Source organism: Dokdonella sp., from assembly GCF_019634775.1.
Taxonomy (GTDB): domain Bacteria; phylum Pseudomonadota; class Gammaproteobacteria; order Xanthomonadales; family Rhodanobacteraceae; genus Dokdonella.
In genome coordinates, this window is sequence record NZ_JAHCAS010000001.1 from 1,206,420 (window position 1) to 1,220,631 (window position 14,212).

At 67.3% G+C, this 14,212-nt stretch carries 16 protein-coding genes; 3 read left to right on the forward strand and 13 right to left on the reverse strand.

The window, feature by feature from the left end; genetic code table 11:
• Nucleotides 1-34: 34 nt before the first annotated feature.
• The 5 genes from mutM to KF907_RS05155 are packed head-to-tail and all read right to left on the reverse strand — an operon-like array spanning nucleotide 35 to nucleotide 4,680.
• Nucleotides 35-847 carry a bifunctional DNA-formamidopyrimidine glycosylase/DNA-(apurinic or apyrimidinic site) lyase gene (gene mutM, locus KF907_RS05135; RefSeq protein WP_291218808.1) on the reverse strand — a complete coding sequence of 271 codons (813 nt, stop codon included), beginning with the start codon at nucleotides 845-847 and terminating at the stop codon, nucleotides 35-37.
• A complete protein-coding gene (locus KF907_RS05140) occupies nucleotides 847-1,635 on the reverse strand; it encodes a DUF4340 domain-containing protein (RefSeq protein ID WP_291218809.1) in 789 nt (262 codons plus the stop codon). The genes mutM and KF907_RS05140 overlap by 1 nt, the downstream gene beginning before the upstream one ends.
• The gene (locus KF907_RS05145; protein WP_291218810.1) at nucleotides 1,635-2,984 is read right to left on the reverse strand and encodes a GldG family protein; all 1,350 of its coding nucleotides are present in this window, start codon (nucleotides 2,982-2,984) and stop codon (nucleotides 1,635-1,637) included. Before KF907_RS05145 ends, KF907_RS05140 begins: the two co-directional genes overlap by 1 nt.
• A 2-nt stretch (nucleotides 2,985-2,986) precedes the next feature.
• Complete coding sequence (locus KF907_RS05150; protein ID WP_291218811.1) at nucleotides 2,987-3,745, reverse strand: ABC transporter permease; 759 nt, start codon at nucleotides 3,743-3,745, stop codon at nucleotides 2,987-2,989.
• Nucleotides 3,742-4,680 (reverse strand): ABC transporter ATP-binding protein, encoded by a 939-nt coding sequence (locus KF907_RS05155; RefSeq protein ID WP_291218813.1) that lies wholly within the window; start codon nucleotides 4,678-4,680, stop codon nucleotides 3,742-3,744. Before KF907_RS05155 ends, KF907_RS05150 begins: the two co-directional genes overlap by 4 nt.
• Nucleotides 4,681-4,832: 152 nt before the next feature.
• Here KF907_RS05155 and KF907_RS05160 point away from each other — a divergent pair, with 152 nt between their 5' ends.
• Nucleotides 4,833-6,035, forward strand: a complete 1,203-nt coding sequence (locus KF907_RS05160; RefSeq protein WP_291218814.1) for a DesA family fatty acid desaturase — start codon at nucleotides 4,833-4,835, stop codon at nucleotides 6,033-6,035.
• Between the two features lie 349 nt (nucleotides 6,036-6,384).
• Here KF907_RS05160 and rpmG read toward each other — a convergent pair whose 3' ends face one another.
• From rpmG to KF907_RS05200, 8 genes are all read right to left on the reverse strand, one after another.
• Nucleotides 6,385-6,549, reverse strand: coding sequence for a 50S ribosomal protein L33 (gene rpmG, locus KF907_RS05165; RefSeq protein WP_291218815.1), 165 nt, complete (start codon nucleotides 6,547-6,549; stop codon nucleotides 6,385-6,387).
• 13 nt (nucleotides 6,550-6,562) lie between these two features.
• Entirely contained in the window at nucleotides 6,563-6,799 is a 237-nt protein-coding gene (gene rpmB / locus KF907_RS05170) for a 50S ribosomal protein L28 (protein WP_291218816.1), read from the reverse strand.
• A 214-nt stretch (nucleotides 6,800-7,013) separates the two neighbouring features.
• A complete protein-coding gene (locus KF907_RS05175) occupies nucleotides 7,014-7,730 on the reverse strand; it encodes a glycosyltransferase family 2 protein (RefSeq protein ID WP_291218818.1) in 717 nt (238 codons plus the stop codon).
• A gap of 25 nt (nucleotides 7,731-7,755) precedes the next feature.
• A complete protein-coding gene (locus tag KF907_RS05180; protein WP_291218819.1) occupies nucleotides 7,756-8,634 on the reverse strand; it encodes a ParB/RepB/Spo0J family partition protein in 879 nt (292 codons plus the stop codon).
• Entirely contained in the window at nucleotides 8,631-9,428 is a 798-nt protein-coding gene (locus tag KF907_RS05185) for a ParA family protein (RefSeq protein WP_291218820.1), read from the reverse strand. The genes KF907_RS05180 and KF907_RS05185 overlap by 4 nt, the downstream gene beginning before the upstream one ends.
• The gene (rsmG, locus tag KF907_RS05190) at nucleotides 9,425-10,084 is read right to left on the reverse strand and encodes a 16S rRNA (guanine(527)-N(7))-methyltransferase RsmG (protein ID WP_291218821.1); all 660 of its coding nucleotides are present in this window, start codon (nucleotides 10,082-10,084) and stop codon (nucleotides 9,425-9,427) included. Before rsmG ends, KF907_RS05185 begins: the two co-directional genes overlap by 4 nt.
• A gap of 261 nt (nucleotides 10,085-10,345) precedes the next feature.
• On the reverse strand, nucleotides 10,346-10,831 hold the full coding sequence (locus tag KF907_RS05195; protein WP_291218822.1) for an SPFH domain-containing protein: 486 nt from the start codon (nucleotides 10,829-10,831) through the stop codon (nucleotides 10,346-10,348).
• A 356-nt stretch (nucleotides 10,832-11,187) separates the two neighbouring features.
• On the reverse strand, nucleotides 11,188-12,225 hold the full coding sequence (locus KF907_RS05200; RefSeq protein WP_291218823.1) for a choice-of-anchor D domain-containing protein: 1,038 nt from the start codon (nucleotides 12,223-12,225) through the stop codon (nucleotides 11,188-11,190).
• A gap of 213 nt (nucleotides 12,226-12,438) precedes the next feature.
• Between KF907_RS05200 and KF907_RS05205 the strand changes: the two genes are divergently transcribed.
• Nucleotides 12,439-13,407 (forward strand): VWA domain-containing protein, encoded by a 969-nt coding sequence (locus tag KF907_RS05205; RefSeq protein ID WP_291218824.1) that lies wholly within the window; start codon nucleotides 12,439-12,441, stop codon nucleotides 13,405-13,407.
• 3 nt (nucleotides 13,408-13,410) lie between these two features.
• A complete protein-coding gene (locus KF907_RS05210; RefSeq protein WP_291218825.1) occupies nucleotides 13,411-14,199 on the forward strand; it encodes a hypothetical protein in 789 nt (262 codons plus the stop codon).
• Nucleotides 14,200-14,212: the final 13 nt, after the last annotated feature.

Below are 14,212 nucleotides of genomic sequence, written 5' to 3' on the forward strand. Positions count from 1 at the left end.
CTGCGGTCTTTCTTTCGCGCCCTGTGCGCCGCCCTCATCGCTGGCAGCGCGGGCAATAGAATGTCGAACGTTGGCCCAGCGTGACAGCGCGTACCGGCGTGCCGCAGGCGCGGCAGGGTTCACCGGCTCGACCGTAGACGAACAATTCCTGTTCGAAATAGCCGGGCACGCCGTCGGGCGAGATGAAGTCGCGCAGGGTGGTGCCGCCACGCCTGATCGCATGGGCGAGGATGTGCCTGATCGCATCGGCCAGGTGCGCGTAACGCGCGCGCGCGACCGCCCCTGCCGCGCGATTCGGATGGATGCGCGCGGCGAACAGCGCTTCGGCGGCGTAGATGTTGCCGACGCCGACAACGACGCCCTGGTCCATGATGAAGGTCTTCACGGCCGCCTTGCGCCCGCGCGACAACCTCCAGAGGTGATCGCCATCGAAGGCGTCCGACAGGGGCTCTGGACCGAGGTCGGCGAGCAGCTCGTGGGTGGTGCCCGTGCTCTGCCAAAGCAGGCAGCCGAAACGGCGCGGATCGGTGTAGCGCAGGATGCGTCCCGAACCGAGCCGCCAGTCGTAGTGGTCGTGCTTGCCGACCGCGACATCCGACGCAAGCACGCGCAGGCTGCCCGACATGCCGAGGTGGGCTATCGCGCTGCCGACCGCGGTGTGCACGAGCAGATACTTGGCGCGGCGCTCGACGGCTTCGATGCGCTGGCCCGGCAAGCGTGCGACGAGTTCGGCATCGATCGGCCAGCGCAGGTGCGGCTGGCGGATCACCAGTGCCTGCACGCGCCGCCCGACCAGGTACGGGGCGATGCCGTTGCGCGTGGTTTCGACTTCGGGCAGCTCCGGCATCAGGGCGTCGCCCCGGTGTCGAAGAGCGCGGCGACAGCGCTCGCATCGAGATGGTAGTCGAGCGCGGGTGACGCGCGCCGCGCGATCCAGGCATCGCCGCTGCGCACGAGCCGCCAGGTGATCGTTTCACCATCGGCGAGCGTGGCCCGGATCATGTGTGCCGTCGCACTCTCGTCCTCGCCACCGGCAGGGGTGATCCGGCTGACCGGCATGGCATGCCATGCGGCGAGTCTGGCTGAGGCATCCGCGTCGTCGATGCGCAGGGCCGTGATCGTCGCGCCGCGCGGCACGAGGCGGCGATCGAGCTCGCTTTCGGGCGCGGCCAACAGAAACGGGCTGAATCGGTCCGGCACGCGCGCGATATGCGTGCCGTCGCGCACGTAGCGGTCGCCGCGCAGGGCATCGGTGGTACCGATTTCGATGCGCTTCGCATCGAGTTCGAGCGTCATCTGGGGTGGATCGAGGCCGAGTCTGGCGAGGTCGTGGCCTTCGGCCGGTTCGCGCAGGCGCACCGGCGCGGCGGCGATCGCGAGCAGGCGGGCGATGGCGGCCGGATCGGCGTCGAGCGCATACGGCGAATGCATGCGCCAGCCGTCCGGACCGCGCCCGAAGCGACGTTCGACACAACCCGCGCAACCAACGCGCAGACTCGTCACCGTGCTCGTGTCGAGTGCACTCAATGGCGGTTCGAGTGCGGACATCTCATTGTGTACCTGCCACCAGACCAGCGCGCCGAGCAAAGCAGCGATCACGGCGAGGGTAAGGTTGATGCGCGCGGTCCGGCGCATCAGCGTCGCCGCCTGCGGTGCCAGATGACGAGGCCGGTGCCGGCAAGCAACGCGGGCAGGCCGATGAGGAAGCCAAAGCTGATCAGCGTGAGCAGGCCGTCACCGAGCACGAGCGTGCGGTCTGGCGCGGCATGGTCGCCGACCTCGACGAGACCATCGTCGGCGAGCAGCCAGTCGAACACGCGCGTGCCGAACTCGCGGTTGCCGCCGTTGGCGAGGAAGCTGTTCGAGAGGAAATCGCCGTCGCCGATCACGACCACGCGCTGCTCGCGCGCGCCCGGCCTCGGTGAAAGCCGGGTCAGCGCGAAGGCGAGGTCGAGTGGGCCGGCGATCTCGCCATCGGTGCCGTCGTAGCGCACCTGGCCCTCGGGCTCGCCGGCCTTCGGGATGTGCCCGGTCTCGTTCCAGGATTGCGCCGAACTCCGCACCAGCGGCTCGAATTTCCAGCGCGCCGGCACCAGCGCGGCGAGTGCGACCGGCTGCGGCAGCAGGATGGCAAGGTCGAAGCCTTCAGTGATCGCTTGTGGCGGATGGCGGTTGATGGCGACGAAGCTAGGGTCTTCGATGCCGAACTGCTGGCCGCCGCCATCGACGACGATGCCGGGCAGGATGCGCAGCGACAGTGCGGCAGCCAGCGCATCGAGGCCCACCGCTTCACCGGGTTCGAGGAACCACAGCAGATGACCGCCGCGCTCGACATGGTCGACCAGTTCCTTCACGGCCGCATCGGCGAAGGCCACGCGCGGATTGGCGACGACGACGAGGTCGACGTTGTCGGCGATGCGCGGCGTCGTCGCCAGGGCGAGATTGACCGTGCGCACGCCACGAGTTTCGAGAAGTTTGCCGAACTCGCCCAGGTCGGCATTGGCCTGACCATCGATGCGGCGTTCACCTTCGCCCTCGAGAAAGGCGACGATGCGCTCGCCGGCACGCGAGAGACGCAGCAAGGCGCTGCTGAGGGTCGCCTCGTCGAGCTGGCGCAGCCGCTCGCTGCGCGCGCCGAAATGAACGTCGATTTCCCCGTCGATGCGGATGCCGGCTTCACGGGCCGCGTTCGGGTCGGCATCGGGGTCGACGAAGCGCAGCACGATGTCGGGCTTGATCTCGCGGTAGCGCTCGACGAAGGCGCGAATCGCGGCCCGCAGTTCGCCTCCCGCGCGTGCCCACGAGACGATCTCGACCGGACCATCGAGGCGTTTCAGCAGGGCGACCGAGGCACGATCGAGGCTCGCGCGCTGGCCGTGGCTGAAGTCGTGCGTGAAGCGGTAGCGCGTGCCGAGAAAACCGATCAGCAGGACGAGCGCGACCAGCAACAGGGCGTAGAGCAGGTTGTCGAGGCGTTCGCGCACGGTCAGCCTCGCGAGCGCAACGTATCGAGACGGCGCGCGGCGAGCAGCAGCGCGAGCGTCGAGATGACGACGAAGTAGACCACCGCGCTGCTGTCGAGCACGCCGCGCAGGAACGGTTCGAGATGGCTCGACATCGCCAGCCAGTTGATCAGCGCATGGTCGACCGCGCGCAGGCGCGCCCCGACATCAAGCATGACCAACACGCTGCCGATGACCAGGGTGGCCGCGGCGGCCAGTGCTGGATGCGCGGTCCAGGCCGAACAGGCGATGCCGATCGCGGTCAGAGTGCCGGCGAACAGCAGAATGCCGATGGCGGCGGTGAACAGGCGCCCGCAGTCGAGCGTCGTGCCGGCGGCCAGCGACAGCGGCATGGCCACGGCCAGCGCGACCACTAGCGCGACCACGACGAACGCGCCAAGGAACTTGCCGAGCACGATGCGCAGGCTGCCTGCATCGGCGGCGAGCAGCAGCGGCAGCGTCTGCGCGCGGCGTTCGCCGACCAGGCTCTGCATGGTCAGCAGCGGGACGACGAAGAGCAGCACCGCCGAGGCATTGCGCAGCAACGGCAGGGCGACGAGGTCGGTCACGCCGGGTGCGTTCGCCAGGGTGGCGAGTTTCGGCATCGCCTGCAGGAAGGCATCCACGGCGACGAGGAATTGCCAGGCGAACAACGCACAGACGAGCGCGAGCAGCCCCCAGGCCAGCGGTTGCACGAACTGGCGGCGCAGGTCATTGCGCGCGATCAGGCCGATCGTGCTCATGCGGCCTTGCCTGCCGCATCATCCTCCGCGGCGATGGCGACGAACAGGTTCTCGAGCGCGCCATGTTCGGGGCGCAACTCGACCAGGCCCCAACCAAGCGCGCCGACCGCAGCCGCGAGCGCGCCCGCACCACTGCCCTCGCGCAGACGCACGCGCGCACTCGTGCCGTCGAGCGCCTGTGCTTCGGCGACGAGATCGAGCGCCTGCCATTCCTCGCGACCGATCGCCTGTTCGGTACGCACGTGCAGCCATGGGTTGCCATCCAGGCTGGCCAGCGTGCCGGTATGGCGCAGGCGGCCACGATGCAGGATCGCCACTTCGCCGCAGCAGGCGAGCACGTCGGACAGCACGTGCGTCGACAGCACCACCGCGTGCGCTGCGCCGAGCCCACGCACGAGTTCGCGCAGGCGCAGCGCCTGTATCGGGTCGAGGCCGGCGGCCGGCTCGTCGAGCACGACCAGGGCCGGTTCGTGGATGATCGCCTGGGCGATGCCGGTGCGCTGCCGATAGCCCTTCGACAGCAAGCCGCATAGGCGTCGACGCATCTCGCCGAGTCCGCAGTGTTCGATCGCGCGCTCCACGGCGGCGCCGACGCGGGCCGCGGCAATGCCGTGCAGGCGCGCGCAGAAGGAGAGGTACTCGCTGACGGTCAGTTCGGCATACAGCGGCGGCTCCTCGGGCAGATAGCCGATCGCACGTCGCGCGCGGCCGCCGCGTTCGCCGAGTTCGATGCCGTCGACGCGCACCGTGCCGCTGCTCGGCGCTAGCAGGCCGGCGATCATGCGCAGCGTGGTCGACTTGCCGGCGCCGTTGACGCCGAGCAGGCCGAGCACCGAACCCCGCGCGACGCTGAGGTCGATGCCATCGACGATCGTGCGGCCGCCGAGGCGGCGACTCACGGCCTGGAGCTCGAGGGCGGGGACGCGGTGGGTCATCGCGGGGATTGTTCCGGCTTGGCGCGGGCAGGGCAAGCCGCCGTACTTCCGCGCACGGCCGGCGGACGTGATGTCGCGGGCCGGGGTCGTGGTGGTCAGGGTAACGTCGTGGGGCGTATAGTCCGCCGACGTCCACCACCCGTGTTCCGCCCATGCCTGATTCACTGATTTCCTTCGTTGCGCGCGGGTGGTTCACCGACGCTTCCTGGGGCGTCTGGATTGCCTATTTCCTCGTCGTCACCCAGTTGACCATCTTCACCGTCACCCTTTACCTGCATCGCAGCCAGACCCACCGTGGTGTCGATTTCCATCCGGTCCTGGCGCATGCGTTCCGCCTGTGGTCATGGCTCAGCACGGCGATGGTCACCAAGCAGTGGGTCGCCGTCCACCGCAAGCACCACGCGAAGTGCGAGACCGCGGACGATCCGCACAGCCCGATGATCCACGGCATCGACAAGGTGCTGTGGGAGGGTGTCGACCTTTACCGCATCGCTGCGCGTGACATGGATGAGATCGAAAAGTACGGCCGCGGCACGCCGGACGACTGGATCGAGCGCAACGTCTACGCGCGCATGCCGTCGATGGGCCCGACCCTGCTGCTGCTGATCAACTTCTTCCTGTTCGGAGCCGTTGGTGTGGCGATCTGGGCCCTGCAGATGGTGTGGATCCCGTTCTGGGCCGCCGGCGTCGTCAATGGCCTTGGCCACTGGTGGGGCTATCGCAACTTCGAGAGCGCCGACACCTCTACCAACCTGTCACCGTGGGGCGTCTTCATTGGTGGCGAGGAACTGCACAACAATCATCATGCCTTCCCGAGCTCGGCCAAGTTCGCCCTGCGCCGCTTCGAGTTCGACATCGGCTGGGCAGCGATCCGATTCTTCGCGTTCCTGCGCCTGGCCAAGGTGTTGCGCGTCGCGCCGACGCTCGACGTGCGCGCGAACGTGCCGATTCCGGACAGCGACACGATCAGGGCCGTGCTCGCGCACAAGTTCCACGTCATGAGCGACTACTTCCGCGGGGTCATCGTGCCGGCCCTGCAGGAAGACGCCGCACGCGCCGGCGCCAGCCTCAAGGCGATGCCGCGCAAGCTGCGCAAGGCACTCGGCAGTGGCGGTCGCTGGCTCGATTCAGACGCACGCGAGCGCATGGGTCATTGGATCAGCCAGGCGCCGACCGTGAAGACGGTCATGGAATACCGCCACCGCCTGCATGAGATGCTCGAGAACCGCAACGGAGAAGCCATGCTCGAAGCCCTGCGCCAGTGGTGCCATGAGGCCGAGCGGTCCGGCATCCGTGCCCTGCAGGATTTCGCGGCGCGGTTGAAGGGATATCGGTTGAGCAGCGCGGCGGCCTGATCGCCAGCTTCGCGATTGGATAGACGAAAAACCCGCCGGAAGGCGGGTTTTTTGTTGGACGCGCGGCTCGCAGGAAATGTAGGAAACGGCTTTGGCCGTGATGCTTTGTCTGTACAAGGCCGCAAGGAAACGGCATCCCGCCTGAAGGCGTTTCCCACATCGCAGGAGCCCGTTTGAGGGTGATAGGCGAAGGCGCTGAAAAACATCGCCCCTGAAGCGGCTCCTGCGGTTCGGAAATGGGAGGCAACAAAAAACCCGCCTTGCGGCGGGTTCCTTGAAGGAGCTGGACCCAGGCCTGCGCCGGGGTGAAGCATCGACGTGCCGCGCGCTGCGCGTGCGGGCCGATGTTTCACTTGATCTTCGCTTCCTTGTAGGCCACGTGCTTGCGCACGACGGGATCGTACTTCTTGATCTCCATCTTTTCGGGCGTGGTCTTCTTGTTCTTGTCGGTCGTGTAGAAATGGCCGGTGCCGGCCGAGGACACGAGACGGATCTTGTCGCGCTTGGATGCCATGGTTCGTTACTCCTCAGATCTTCTCGCCGCGCGCACGCAGCTCGGCAACGACGACGTCGATGCCCTTCTTGTCGATGGTGCGCAGGCCGTGGCTCGACACGCGCAGCTTGATCCAGCGGTTCTCGCTGGCCACCCAGAAGCGGCGGTCGTGGAGGTTCGGCAGCCAGCGGCGCCGCGTCTTGTTGTTGGCGTGGGAAACATTGTTGCCGGACTGGAAACTCTTGCCGGTGACCTGGCAGACCTTGGACATGCGAACCTCGACTGATCTGGTAACCGACCTTGGCCAGGTCGGACGCGGCCCAGCGGCGACGATGCGCCACGCGGTGCTGGAGCGCCCAGGACGACGGCAGGACGAACCGCGTAGCGCGATCTGCCGGTCCCGAAAGGGACAGTGGAGCCAAGGCGAGCCGCGCTTTATAGCGGAATCGGCGAATTCCCGCAAGCAAATCCGGCCCAGACCGGGCTCAGACCTCCTCGCTGGCCGTGCGCTTCGAGCGCCGGATCAGCCAGGCCACGCCGCGCAGGTCGGCGATGCCGACCAGGGCACGATCGAGGTTATTGTATTTCGACACCCCGGCACCGCGCGGGCGATGGTTGACCGGCACGCTTCTCACTTGCCAGCCGGCGCGCTGCATCAGAGCCGGCAGGTAGCGGTGCATGTGGTCGAAGTACGGCAGGTCGAGGAAGACCGCGCGCTCGAACAACTTGATGCCGCAGCCGCTGTCGGGGGTGTCGTCGCGCAGCAGGCGCGAGCGGATCGCGTTGGCCCATTTCGAGGCCCGGCGTTTGCTGCCGGAGTCCCTGCGCTCGACGCGCCAGCCGGCGAACAGGCGCACCTCGGCCGGCGCGGCGTCGCGCATGGCGACGAGTTTCGGGATATCGGCCGGATCGTTCTGGCCGTCGCCGTCGAGGGTGGCGATCCAAGCCGCACGCGCGGCCTTGACGCCGGTGCGGATCGCCGTGCTCTGGCCGCTTTGCGTGGCGTGGTGGATCACGCGCAGTTCGGGCATGCGCGCCTTGGCCGCGCGCAACACGGCGAGGGTGTCGTCGCGGCTGGCATCGTCGACGAAGATGGCCTCGAAGTCGAAGCGTCCGCGCAGGGCGGCGGCGATCTCGTCGAGCAGGGCGTCGACATTGCCGCTCTCGTTGAAGACGGGGACGACGACGCTCAGTTCAGGCATGGTGGTGCTTGCAGCGCAAGGTGCGTCAGCGGATCTTTTCGAGGATGCCGTCAAGCTCGTCGAGGCTGTGGTAGTGGATGACCAGCTTGCCGCGGCCGTTGCGGCCGTGGCTGATGGCGACGCGCGTGCCGAGCCTCTCCGACAGCGAGGACTCCAGTGCGCTGATGTTTGCGTCGGCACGGGCCTTGGCCGGCGTGGCCTTTTTCGTCGGCGTACCCGCACGACGGACGGCGTCCTCCAGTTCGCGCACGCTCCAGTCCTTCGCCACGGTCTCGCGCGCAAGCGCGACCGCGCGCGGCGCGGCGAGCGAGAGCAGGGCGCGTGCATGGCCCATGTCGAGCTTGCGCTCGTCGAGCAGGCTGCGGATCTCGGCCGGCAGTTCGAGCAGGCGCAGCAGGTTCGACACGCTCGCGCGCGAGCGGCCGATCGCATCGGCGATCTGCTGGTGGGTCAGCTTGAATTCCTCGATCAGGCGCGCCAGCGACTGTGCTTCCTCGAGCGCGGACAGGTCCTCGCGCTGGATGTTCTCGATCAGAGCGATGGCGACCGCGGTGCGGTCGTCGATCGTGCGCACGAGGGCGGGAATCTCGGTCAGGCCGGCGCGTTGCGCGGCGCGCCAGCGGCGCTCGCCGGCGATCAGTTCGTGGCGGCCACGGCCGAGCGCGCGCACGATGACCGGCTCGATGACGCCCTGGGTGCGGATCGAGGCGGCCAGTTCGTCGAGCTTGCCTTCGTCGAACGTGCGGCGCGGCTGGTACTTGCCCGGCGCGATCGAGGTGATCGCGAGCTGCTGCAGCTCGCCTTCGCCGGCCTTCGCGTCGCCGCTGGTTTCCGGTTCCTGCGCGCCGAGCAGGACGTCGAGTCCGCGACCAAGTCCGAGTCCGCGCTTCTTCGTCGCCATCATGCGTGTTCCTGGGTGGTGGCCGCGGTGGCCGGGGCGCGTTCTCGGCGCAGCATTTCGCCGGCGAGGCCGAGGTAGGCGATCGCGCCGCGCGATTCGCGGTCGTAGAGGTTGATCGGCTTGCCGTGGCTCGGCGCTTCGGCGAGGCGGATGTTGCGTGGGATCACCGAGCGCAGCACCTTGTCGCCGAAATGCTTGACCAGCTGGGCGGAGACTTCGTTGCCGAGGTTGTTGCGCACGTCGTACATCGTGCGCAGCAGGCCATCGACTTCGAGACCGGGATTGAGTCGCTTGCGCACGGCCTTGATCGTGTCGAGCAGGCTCGACAACCCTTCCAGCGCAAAGTATTCGCATTGCACGGGAATCAGCACGCCGTCGGCCGCGGTCAGCGCGTTGAGCGTGAGCAGGTGCAGCGACGGCGGACAGTCGATCAGGATCACGTGGTAGCGCTCGGCGACGCGCGCGAGTTGTTCCTTTAGGCGCTGCTCGCGGGCGAGCGCATCCATCAGCTTGATCTCGGCGGCGGTCAGGTCGCCGTTGCCGGGCAGCAGGTCGAAGCCGGCCTCGGTGGTGACGATGGCCTGTTCGATCGGCACTTCCTCGAGCAGCACGTCGCAGCCATTCGGCTTGGCCTCGCGCTTGTCGACGCCGGCTGCCATGGTCGCGTTGCCCTGCGGGTCGAGGTCGACCAGCAGCACCTTGCGACGCGTCTCGGCGAGCGCGGCGGCGAGGTTGACGGCGGTGGTGGTCTTGCCGACGCCGCCCTTCTGGTTGGTGATCGCGATGATGCGCGTCATGAGCTTGATCCTGCGTCCGCCGCGCGGTCGCTGCGGCGGATTGTGACGAGATGGCGCTCGGCGTCCAGTCCGGGCACCTCGATGCGCCGCACGGATTCGACCTCGAAGCCGGGTGGCAGCGCGTCGAGTTCATCCTGCGGATGACGGCCCTTCAGCGCCAGCCAGCGCCCGCCGGGAGCGAGCAGATGGCCGCCGAGGGCGAGCATGTCGGCCAGTGTGGCGAACGCGCGCGCGGTGATGCAATCGAATCGTCCCTGCACGGCCTCGACACGCGACTCGGCGACGCTGGCCTCGGCGAGGCCGAGCTGGCGTACCGCTTCGCGCAGGAAGCGAGCCTTCTTGCCGTTCGAGTCGACCAGCAACACTGCCTCGAAACGCCGCGCCAGGGCCAGCGGGATGCCGGGCAGGCCCGCGCCGCTGCCGAGGTCGGCGAGAGTCGCGCCATCGACGTACGGCAAAACGGCCAGCGAATCGAGCAGGTGGCGCGTGACCATCTCGGCCGGATCGCGCACCGCAGTCAGGTTGTAGGCCGCGTTCCAGCGCACGAGCAGATCGACGTAATCGAGCAGGCGCTCGATCGTCGACTCGGTCAGCTCGAGCGAAAGCGCCGCGACGCCCGCACCGAGCCGCTTCCGCAGCGCTTCGCGCTCGGACATGGCCGGACCCGGAAACGAAAAGGGCGCCAAGTATCGGCGCCCGGACTGCTTAAATCCAGCCACGCAGGCCCGCGGAGGGCCTGCCACTCGATGCTCGGATGGACCAGCCATCCCCCACCGTACCTATCCTGACTGAGGATCAACTTCAAAGTTGAGGTTCTGTGCAAGTGGTGTTCGGTTCGCCGTTGCGATCGAACTTCTCAACTTCATGTTTTGAGCGCGATTTCAGCGCAAGGCGGTGACACCTTTGGGAGAACGGAATCAGACATATCCTTTGGGTGTCACTGCCGGTTCGACGTGCTGGAGTTCGACGCGCGTCACCAGCAGGCCGCGCTCGCGGACGTCCTCGTTGAGTGCCCGCTTGAGCCAGTCGCGACGCTGCGCGGCATCGGCCGGCACGCCGGCGCCGGCGAGCCGGTTCGCCGCGCATTCGCGCAGCAGGGTATCGACGGTTTCGATGATGCGGTCGGCGCGTTCCGGGTCGAGCACCTGGAAGTACAGCGCGCCGCGATAGCCCTCGCCCGCGGCGTCGGTGCCATCGAAGGCGAGCGCGCTGCCGGTCAGGCTGATCTCGTGGACGACGCGCTCGATCAGCGGCACGAGGAAGTGCGTGCCGGCGCCGACGATGCGCGTCTGTCCGCCCAAGCGACGCAGCGAGTAGACCTTGCCCTCCGGGATGCGACGCACCGAAGCCAGACCGAGACCGGCCAGGCAACAGAGCATGATCCATACCAGTTGGGCAGACATTTCCTCAATTCCTGCAAGAGGTTGCGAAACAAACCTCATCTTGCGCAAAGGATAGTCGCGCAAGCGTCACATAACAAGCGCTTAACAGTCTCAGGCCTGCGTCACAAACGGAGCCTGAACCGCGGCACGTTTGCGCAGGTTTTGGCTCGTCCCATTCAGCAAAAGCGATGAGAAACCCAAGCAACAAGCGTGCCGGCGGGGCTGTCGTGTCGGAACCCGGAACGGGCGTCGAGTGAGGAGTGGGGTGCTGCTTGCCCGCGATCGGCGCCAGGTCGGTCGCTCGGCGGAGCGAGTCCGCCTGGTCCGGTCGATCGCGTCGGGCGCGTGCGCGAAACCGCGCCTACGCGAATGCCGGCCTATTCGAAGCCTGACGCGAACAGGCTGCCAATGCCTCGCAACAGGAACGTGGCGCTGCCCGGCGGCGTGTTGCCGGCGATCTCCACCGAGGCCGCGTGCAGACCATGGCTTGTCGCCTTGAATACGACGTCGATGTCGCAGTTGCTGCCGGGCGCGATCTGGAACGGTGGCACGCCGCAGGTGCCCGGAAAGATCGTGAATACTGCCGGCATCGGATTGGGGGTGGGTACGTAGGTCAGGACCTGCCACGCCGCAGTACCTGCATTGCTGAGGTTGATCGTTGCTGTCGAGCTGGTCCCGATGTCGATGTTGCCCATGTCGATCGCGCTCGGCACAACAACCGGCAATGGTGCGCCAGCGGCGGACGCATTGAGGCGGATCATCCAGGTGCCGTCGCTGTTGCCGCCGTACAGCGCGTTGCGCACGCTGGCCACGGGCTGGTTGGCCCAAGCCAGATGGGCGGGATCGACCGGTGTCACTGTCCCCGGAGCGCTTGCCCAGTTGGAGGCAATGAAGCTGTGGTCGTTGGGCGGATACGGGTTGATGTCATCGGTGCCATCCGTATCGATGCTCGCCACCTGCGGGTTGCCCGTATAGGTGATGATCGCGCCGGCAAAAATGATGTCGCCGGCCTGGAGTGTCACCGCCTGGGACAAGGCATAGCTGGTGAGCAGGTTGCTACCCGTGCCGGTCACCGTGCCGGATCCCGAGGCCACGACCACGTCGTGGTCGGGGATGCCGTCCTGGTTCGAGTCGTACCAGATGTATACCGCCAGCGGCGTGCCGTTGGGGATGTTGTTGGCTGCGAAGCTGCCGCCGAAGGCGAGGTTGACCGCGTGGATGGTTTCGTGACCGGGCCGGATCACGAAGCGATTGAGCCAAGCGAAGGAGTAGCTGTTGGGCGGGTGCAGGCCGATGCCGGCTTCCTTGACGCCGTCATCGAGTCGATATTCGTCGACTGCGTCCGCGCCGCCGCACAACGCCAGCAGCAACGGGGCGGACCACCACGCAGGGGTACGTACCGCGATGCAGGACATGATGCCCTCCCGGCGACCGGCGCCGGCTGCGGGCGACCATGCCGGGCGCCCTTTGTCCGCGGATACGCCGATCCTGGGTGCCTGTCAATACGTGACGGTGGCGGCTCGAACCGGAATCAGGCGGGGCGCCGCGGACGATGTCCGGATCTGTCCACGGTTCCGGTATTCCTCTGGGTCCGGTCGCCAACCTGCGACTTTTCCGGAGGATCTTCGATGCGTACCGTGCTTTTCCTGTCCATGTTCGCGCTGGCGAGCGGTGTTCCGGCCCATGCGCAGACCCCTGACGACAGCAAGGCCATCCTTGTGCTCGATGCCTCAGGCTCGATGTGGGGCCAGATCGGAGGGAAGTCGAAAATCGCCATCGCGCGCGAGGCCGTGGGCACGATGCTCGATGGTTGGAAAGGCGGCGACCTGGGTTTGATGGCCTATGGTCACCGGCGCAAGGGCGATTGCCAGGACATCGAGCTGTTGATCGAGCCAGGGACAGCGGGTGCCGAGGCCATCGCCCGAAAGGTCAACGCCCTCAATCCCGTGGGCATGACACCGATCTCCGCCGCCGTGCGCCAGGCCGCCGAACACCTGCGGTTCACCGAACGCAAGGCCACCGTGATCCTGGTCAGCGACGGCGAGGAAACCTGCAACGCCGATCCGTGTGCGCTGGGCGAGGAGCTGGAGCGGCTCGGCATCGACTTCAGCGCGCATGTGGTGGGTTTCGACATTGCGCCAGGCAGCGCCGCCGATGAACAGTTGCGCTGTCTGGCCGAGCGCACCGGCGGGCGTTACGTCCAGGCCCGCGACGCCGGCGAACTCAATCAGGCCCTGGGGCAGATCGCCGGGCAGGCGACGGCCACCGTCGGCGCGCGTGAAGGCGCGGACTGGATGGTCGGTCGTGCGCTGGAGGCCGAAACGGGGATCTACATGAACCCGGATGGCCAGGAGTCGGCAGGCAATCACGATTTCACCGTCGAGCAGACCGCCGCCGATTGTCAGGCCCTGTGCATGGCCGATGCCGGCTGCGCCGGCTGGCACTACGAACCGGCCGGCAGCTACTTCGTCGATCACCCGCGTTGCCAGCTCAAGGGCCATCGTTTTGCGGTGCGTGCGGTGGTGCAGGGGGAAGGTTGGGTGGCTGGCATCAAGCCGGGCGTGAAACTGATCCTCGACGAACAAGCTGCGGAGTGAGCCATGCGTACCATCACGTTTCTTGTGCCTGTGCTTCTGAGTCTGGCTGCCTGTGGCGGTCAGGAATCCGCGCCTGCGACGTCCTCGCCTGCGCAGGGCATGCGCGAGGCGGTGGATGCCGCCGCCGCCAAGCTGCCGCCGCCGGAGACGGCGTTGCAGCCCGGCCAGAGCGTGCAGGGCACGATCGAGGCCAGCGTCGGGCGCGGCCCGCAATCGTTCCGTTCGCTGTCAACCAAGGTGGCCGATGACATCGGTGCGCAGATGGACGAAAGACTGGCCAGCGGTGAAGGCCGCAAGGCCATCGACGAGGCCAATCGCGCACTCGCAACTTCGGGCACCGGGCAAAAGGTCGATGCCGATACCGTGCGCGGTGTCGTGGCGGGAATGGCCGGCAAGTCACTTCATGATTCGCAGGTGCAGCATCTGGAGATGATCGGTTCGCTGCAGGTCTCGCTGAACGGCAAGGCCGCCGACGGCGGCGCGCTGGAGATCGGCCTGAGCTTCGACGATGCCAGCCTGGGCCTGACCGATGTCTCGCTGAGCTATCGGCCCGATCCAAGGTCGATGTTCGATAGCTTTGCAACCACGAAGGATGCCCCGCCGCAGGTGACGATCGAGCGTTTCGAGAAGAATGCCGACGGCAGCTATGCGCTTGCCGGCACGTTCCGCGCCGCAAACGTGCCCGCGGCGAAGATGGCGAAGAAACTGGTCGGCCAGACCCTGCCGCAGGCCGAAGGCCGCTTCGAGTTCGCCGCCCTGCCACTGAAGGCGATGCCCCGGTTCGGCCGCTGAGCTGCGCAGGCGC

Coding starts and splice junctions, on each gene's coding strand:
- mutM (WP_291218808.1), bottom strand. CDS start 847: ATGCCGGAGCTGCCCGAAGTCGAAACCACGCGCAACGGCATCGCCCCG.
- KF907_RS05140 (WP_291218809.1), bottom strand. CDS start 1,635: ATGCGCCGGACCGCGCGCATCAACCTTACCCTCGCCGTGATCGCTGCT.
- KF907_RS05150 (WP_291218811.1), bottom strand. CDS start 3,745: ATGAGCACGATCGGCCTGATCGCGCGCAATGACCTGCGCCGCCAGTTC.
- KF907_RS05155 (WP_291218813.1), bottom strand. CDS start 4,680: ATGACCCACCGCGTCCCCGCCCTCGAGCTCCAGGCCGTGAGTCGCCGC.
- KF907_RS05160 (WP_291218814.1), top strand. CDS start 4,833: ATGCCTGATTCACTGATTTCCTTCGTTGCGCGCGGGTGGTTCACCGAC.
- rpmG (WP_291218815.1), bottom strand. CDS start 6,549: ATGGCATCCAAGCGCGACAAGATCCGTCTCGTGTCCTCGGCCGGCACC.
- rpmB (WP_291218816.1), bottom strand. CDS start 6,799: ATGTCCAAGGTCTGCCAGGTCACCGGCAAGAGTTTCCAGTCCGGCAAC.
- KF907_RS05175 (WP_291218818.1), bottom strand. CDS start 7,730: ATGCCTGAACTGAGCGTCGTCGTCCCCGTCTTCAACGAGAGCGGCAAT.
- KF907_RS05180 (WP_291218819.1), bottom strand. CDS start 8,634: ATGATGGCGACGAAGAAGCGCGGACTCGGACTTGGTCGCGGACTCGAC.
- KF907_RS05185 (WP_291218820.1), bottom strand. CDS start 9,428: ATGACGCGCATCATCGCGATCACCAACCAGAAGGGCGGCGTCGGCAAG.
- rsmG (WP_291218821.1), bottom strand. CDS start 10,084: ATGTCCGAGCGCGAAGCGCTGCGGAAGCGGCTCGGTGCGGGCGTCGCG.
- KF907_RS05195 (WP_291218822.1), bottom strand. CDS start 10,831: ATGTCTGCCCAACTGGTATGGATCATGCTCTGTTGCCTGGCCGGTCTC.
- KF907_RS05200 (WP_291218823.1), bottom strand. CDS start 12,225: ATGTCCTGCATCGCGGTACGTACCCCTGCGTGGTGGTCCGCCCCGTTG.
- KF907_RS05205 (WP_291218824.1), top strand. CDS start 12,439: ATGCGTACCGTGCTTTTCCTGTCCATGTTCGCGCTGGCGAGCGGTGTT.
- KF907_RS05210 (WP_291218825.1), top strand. CDS start 13,411: ATGCGTACCATCACGTTTCTTGTGCCTGTGCTTCTGAGTCTGGCTGCC.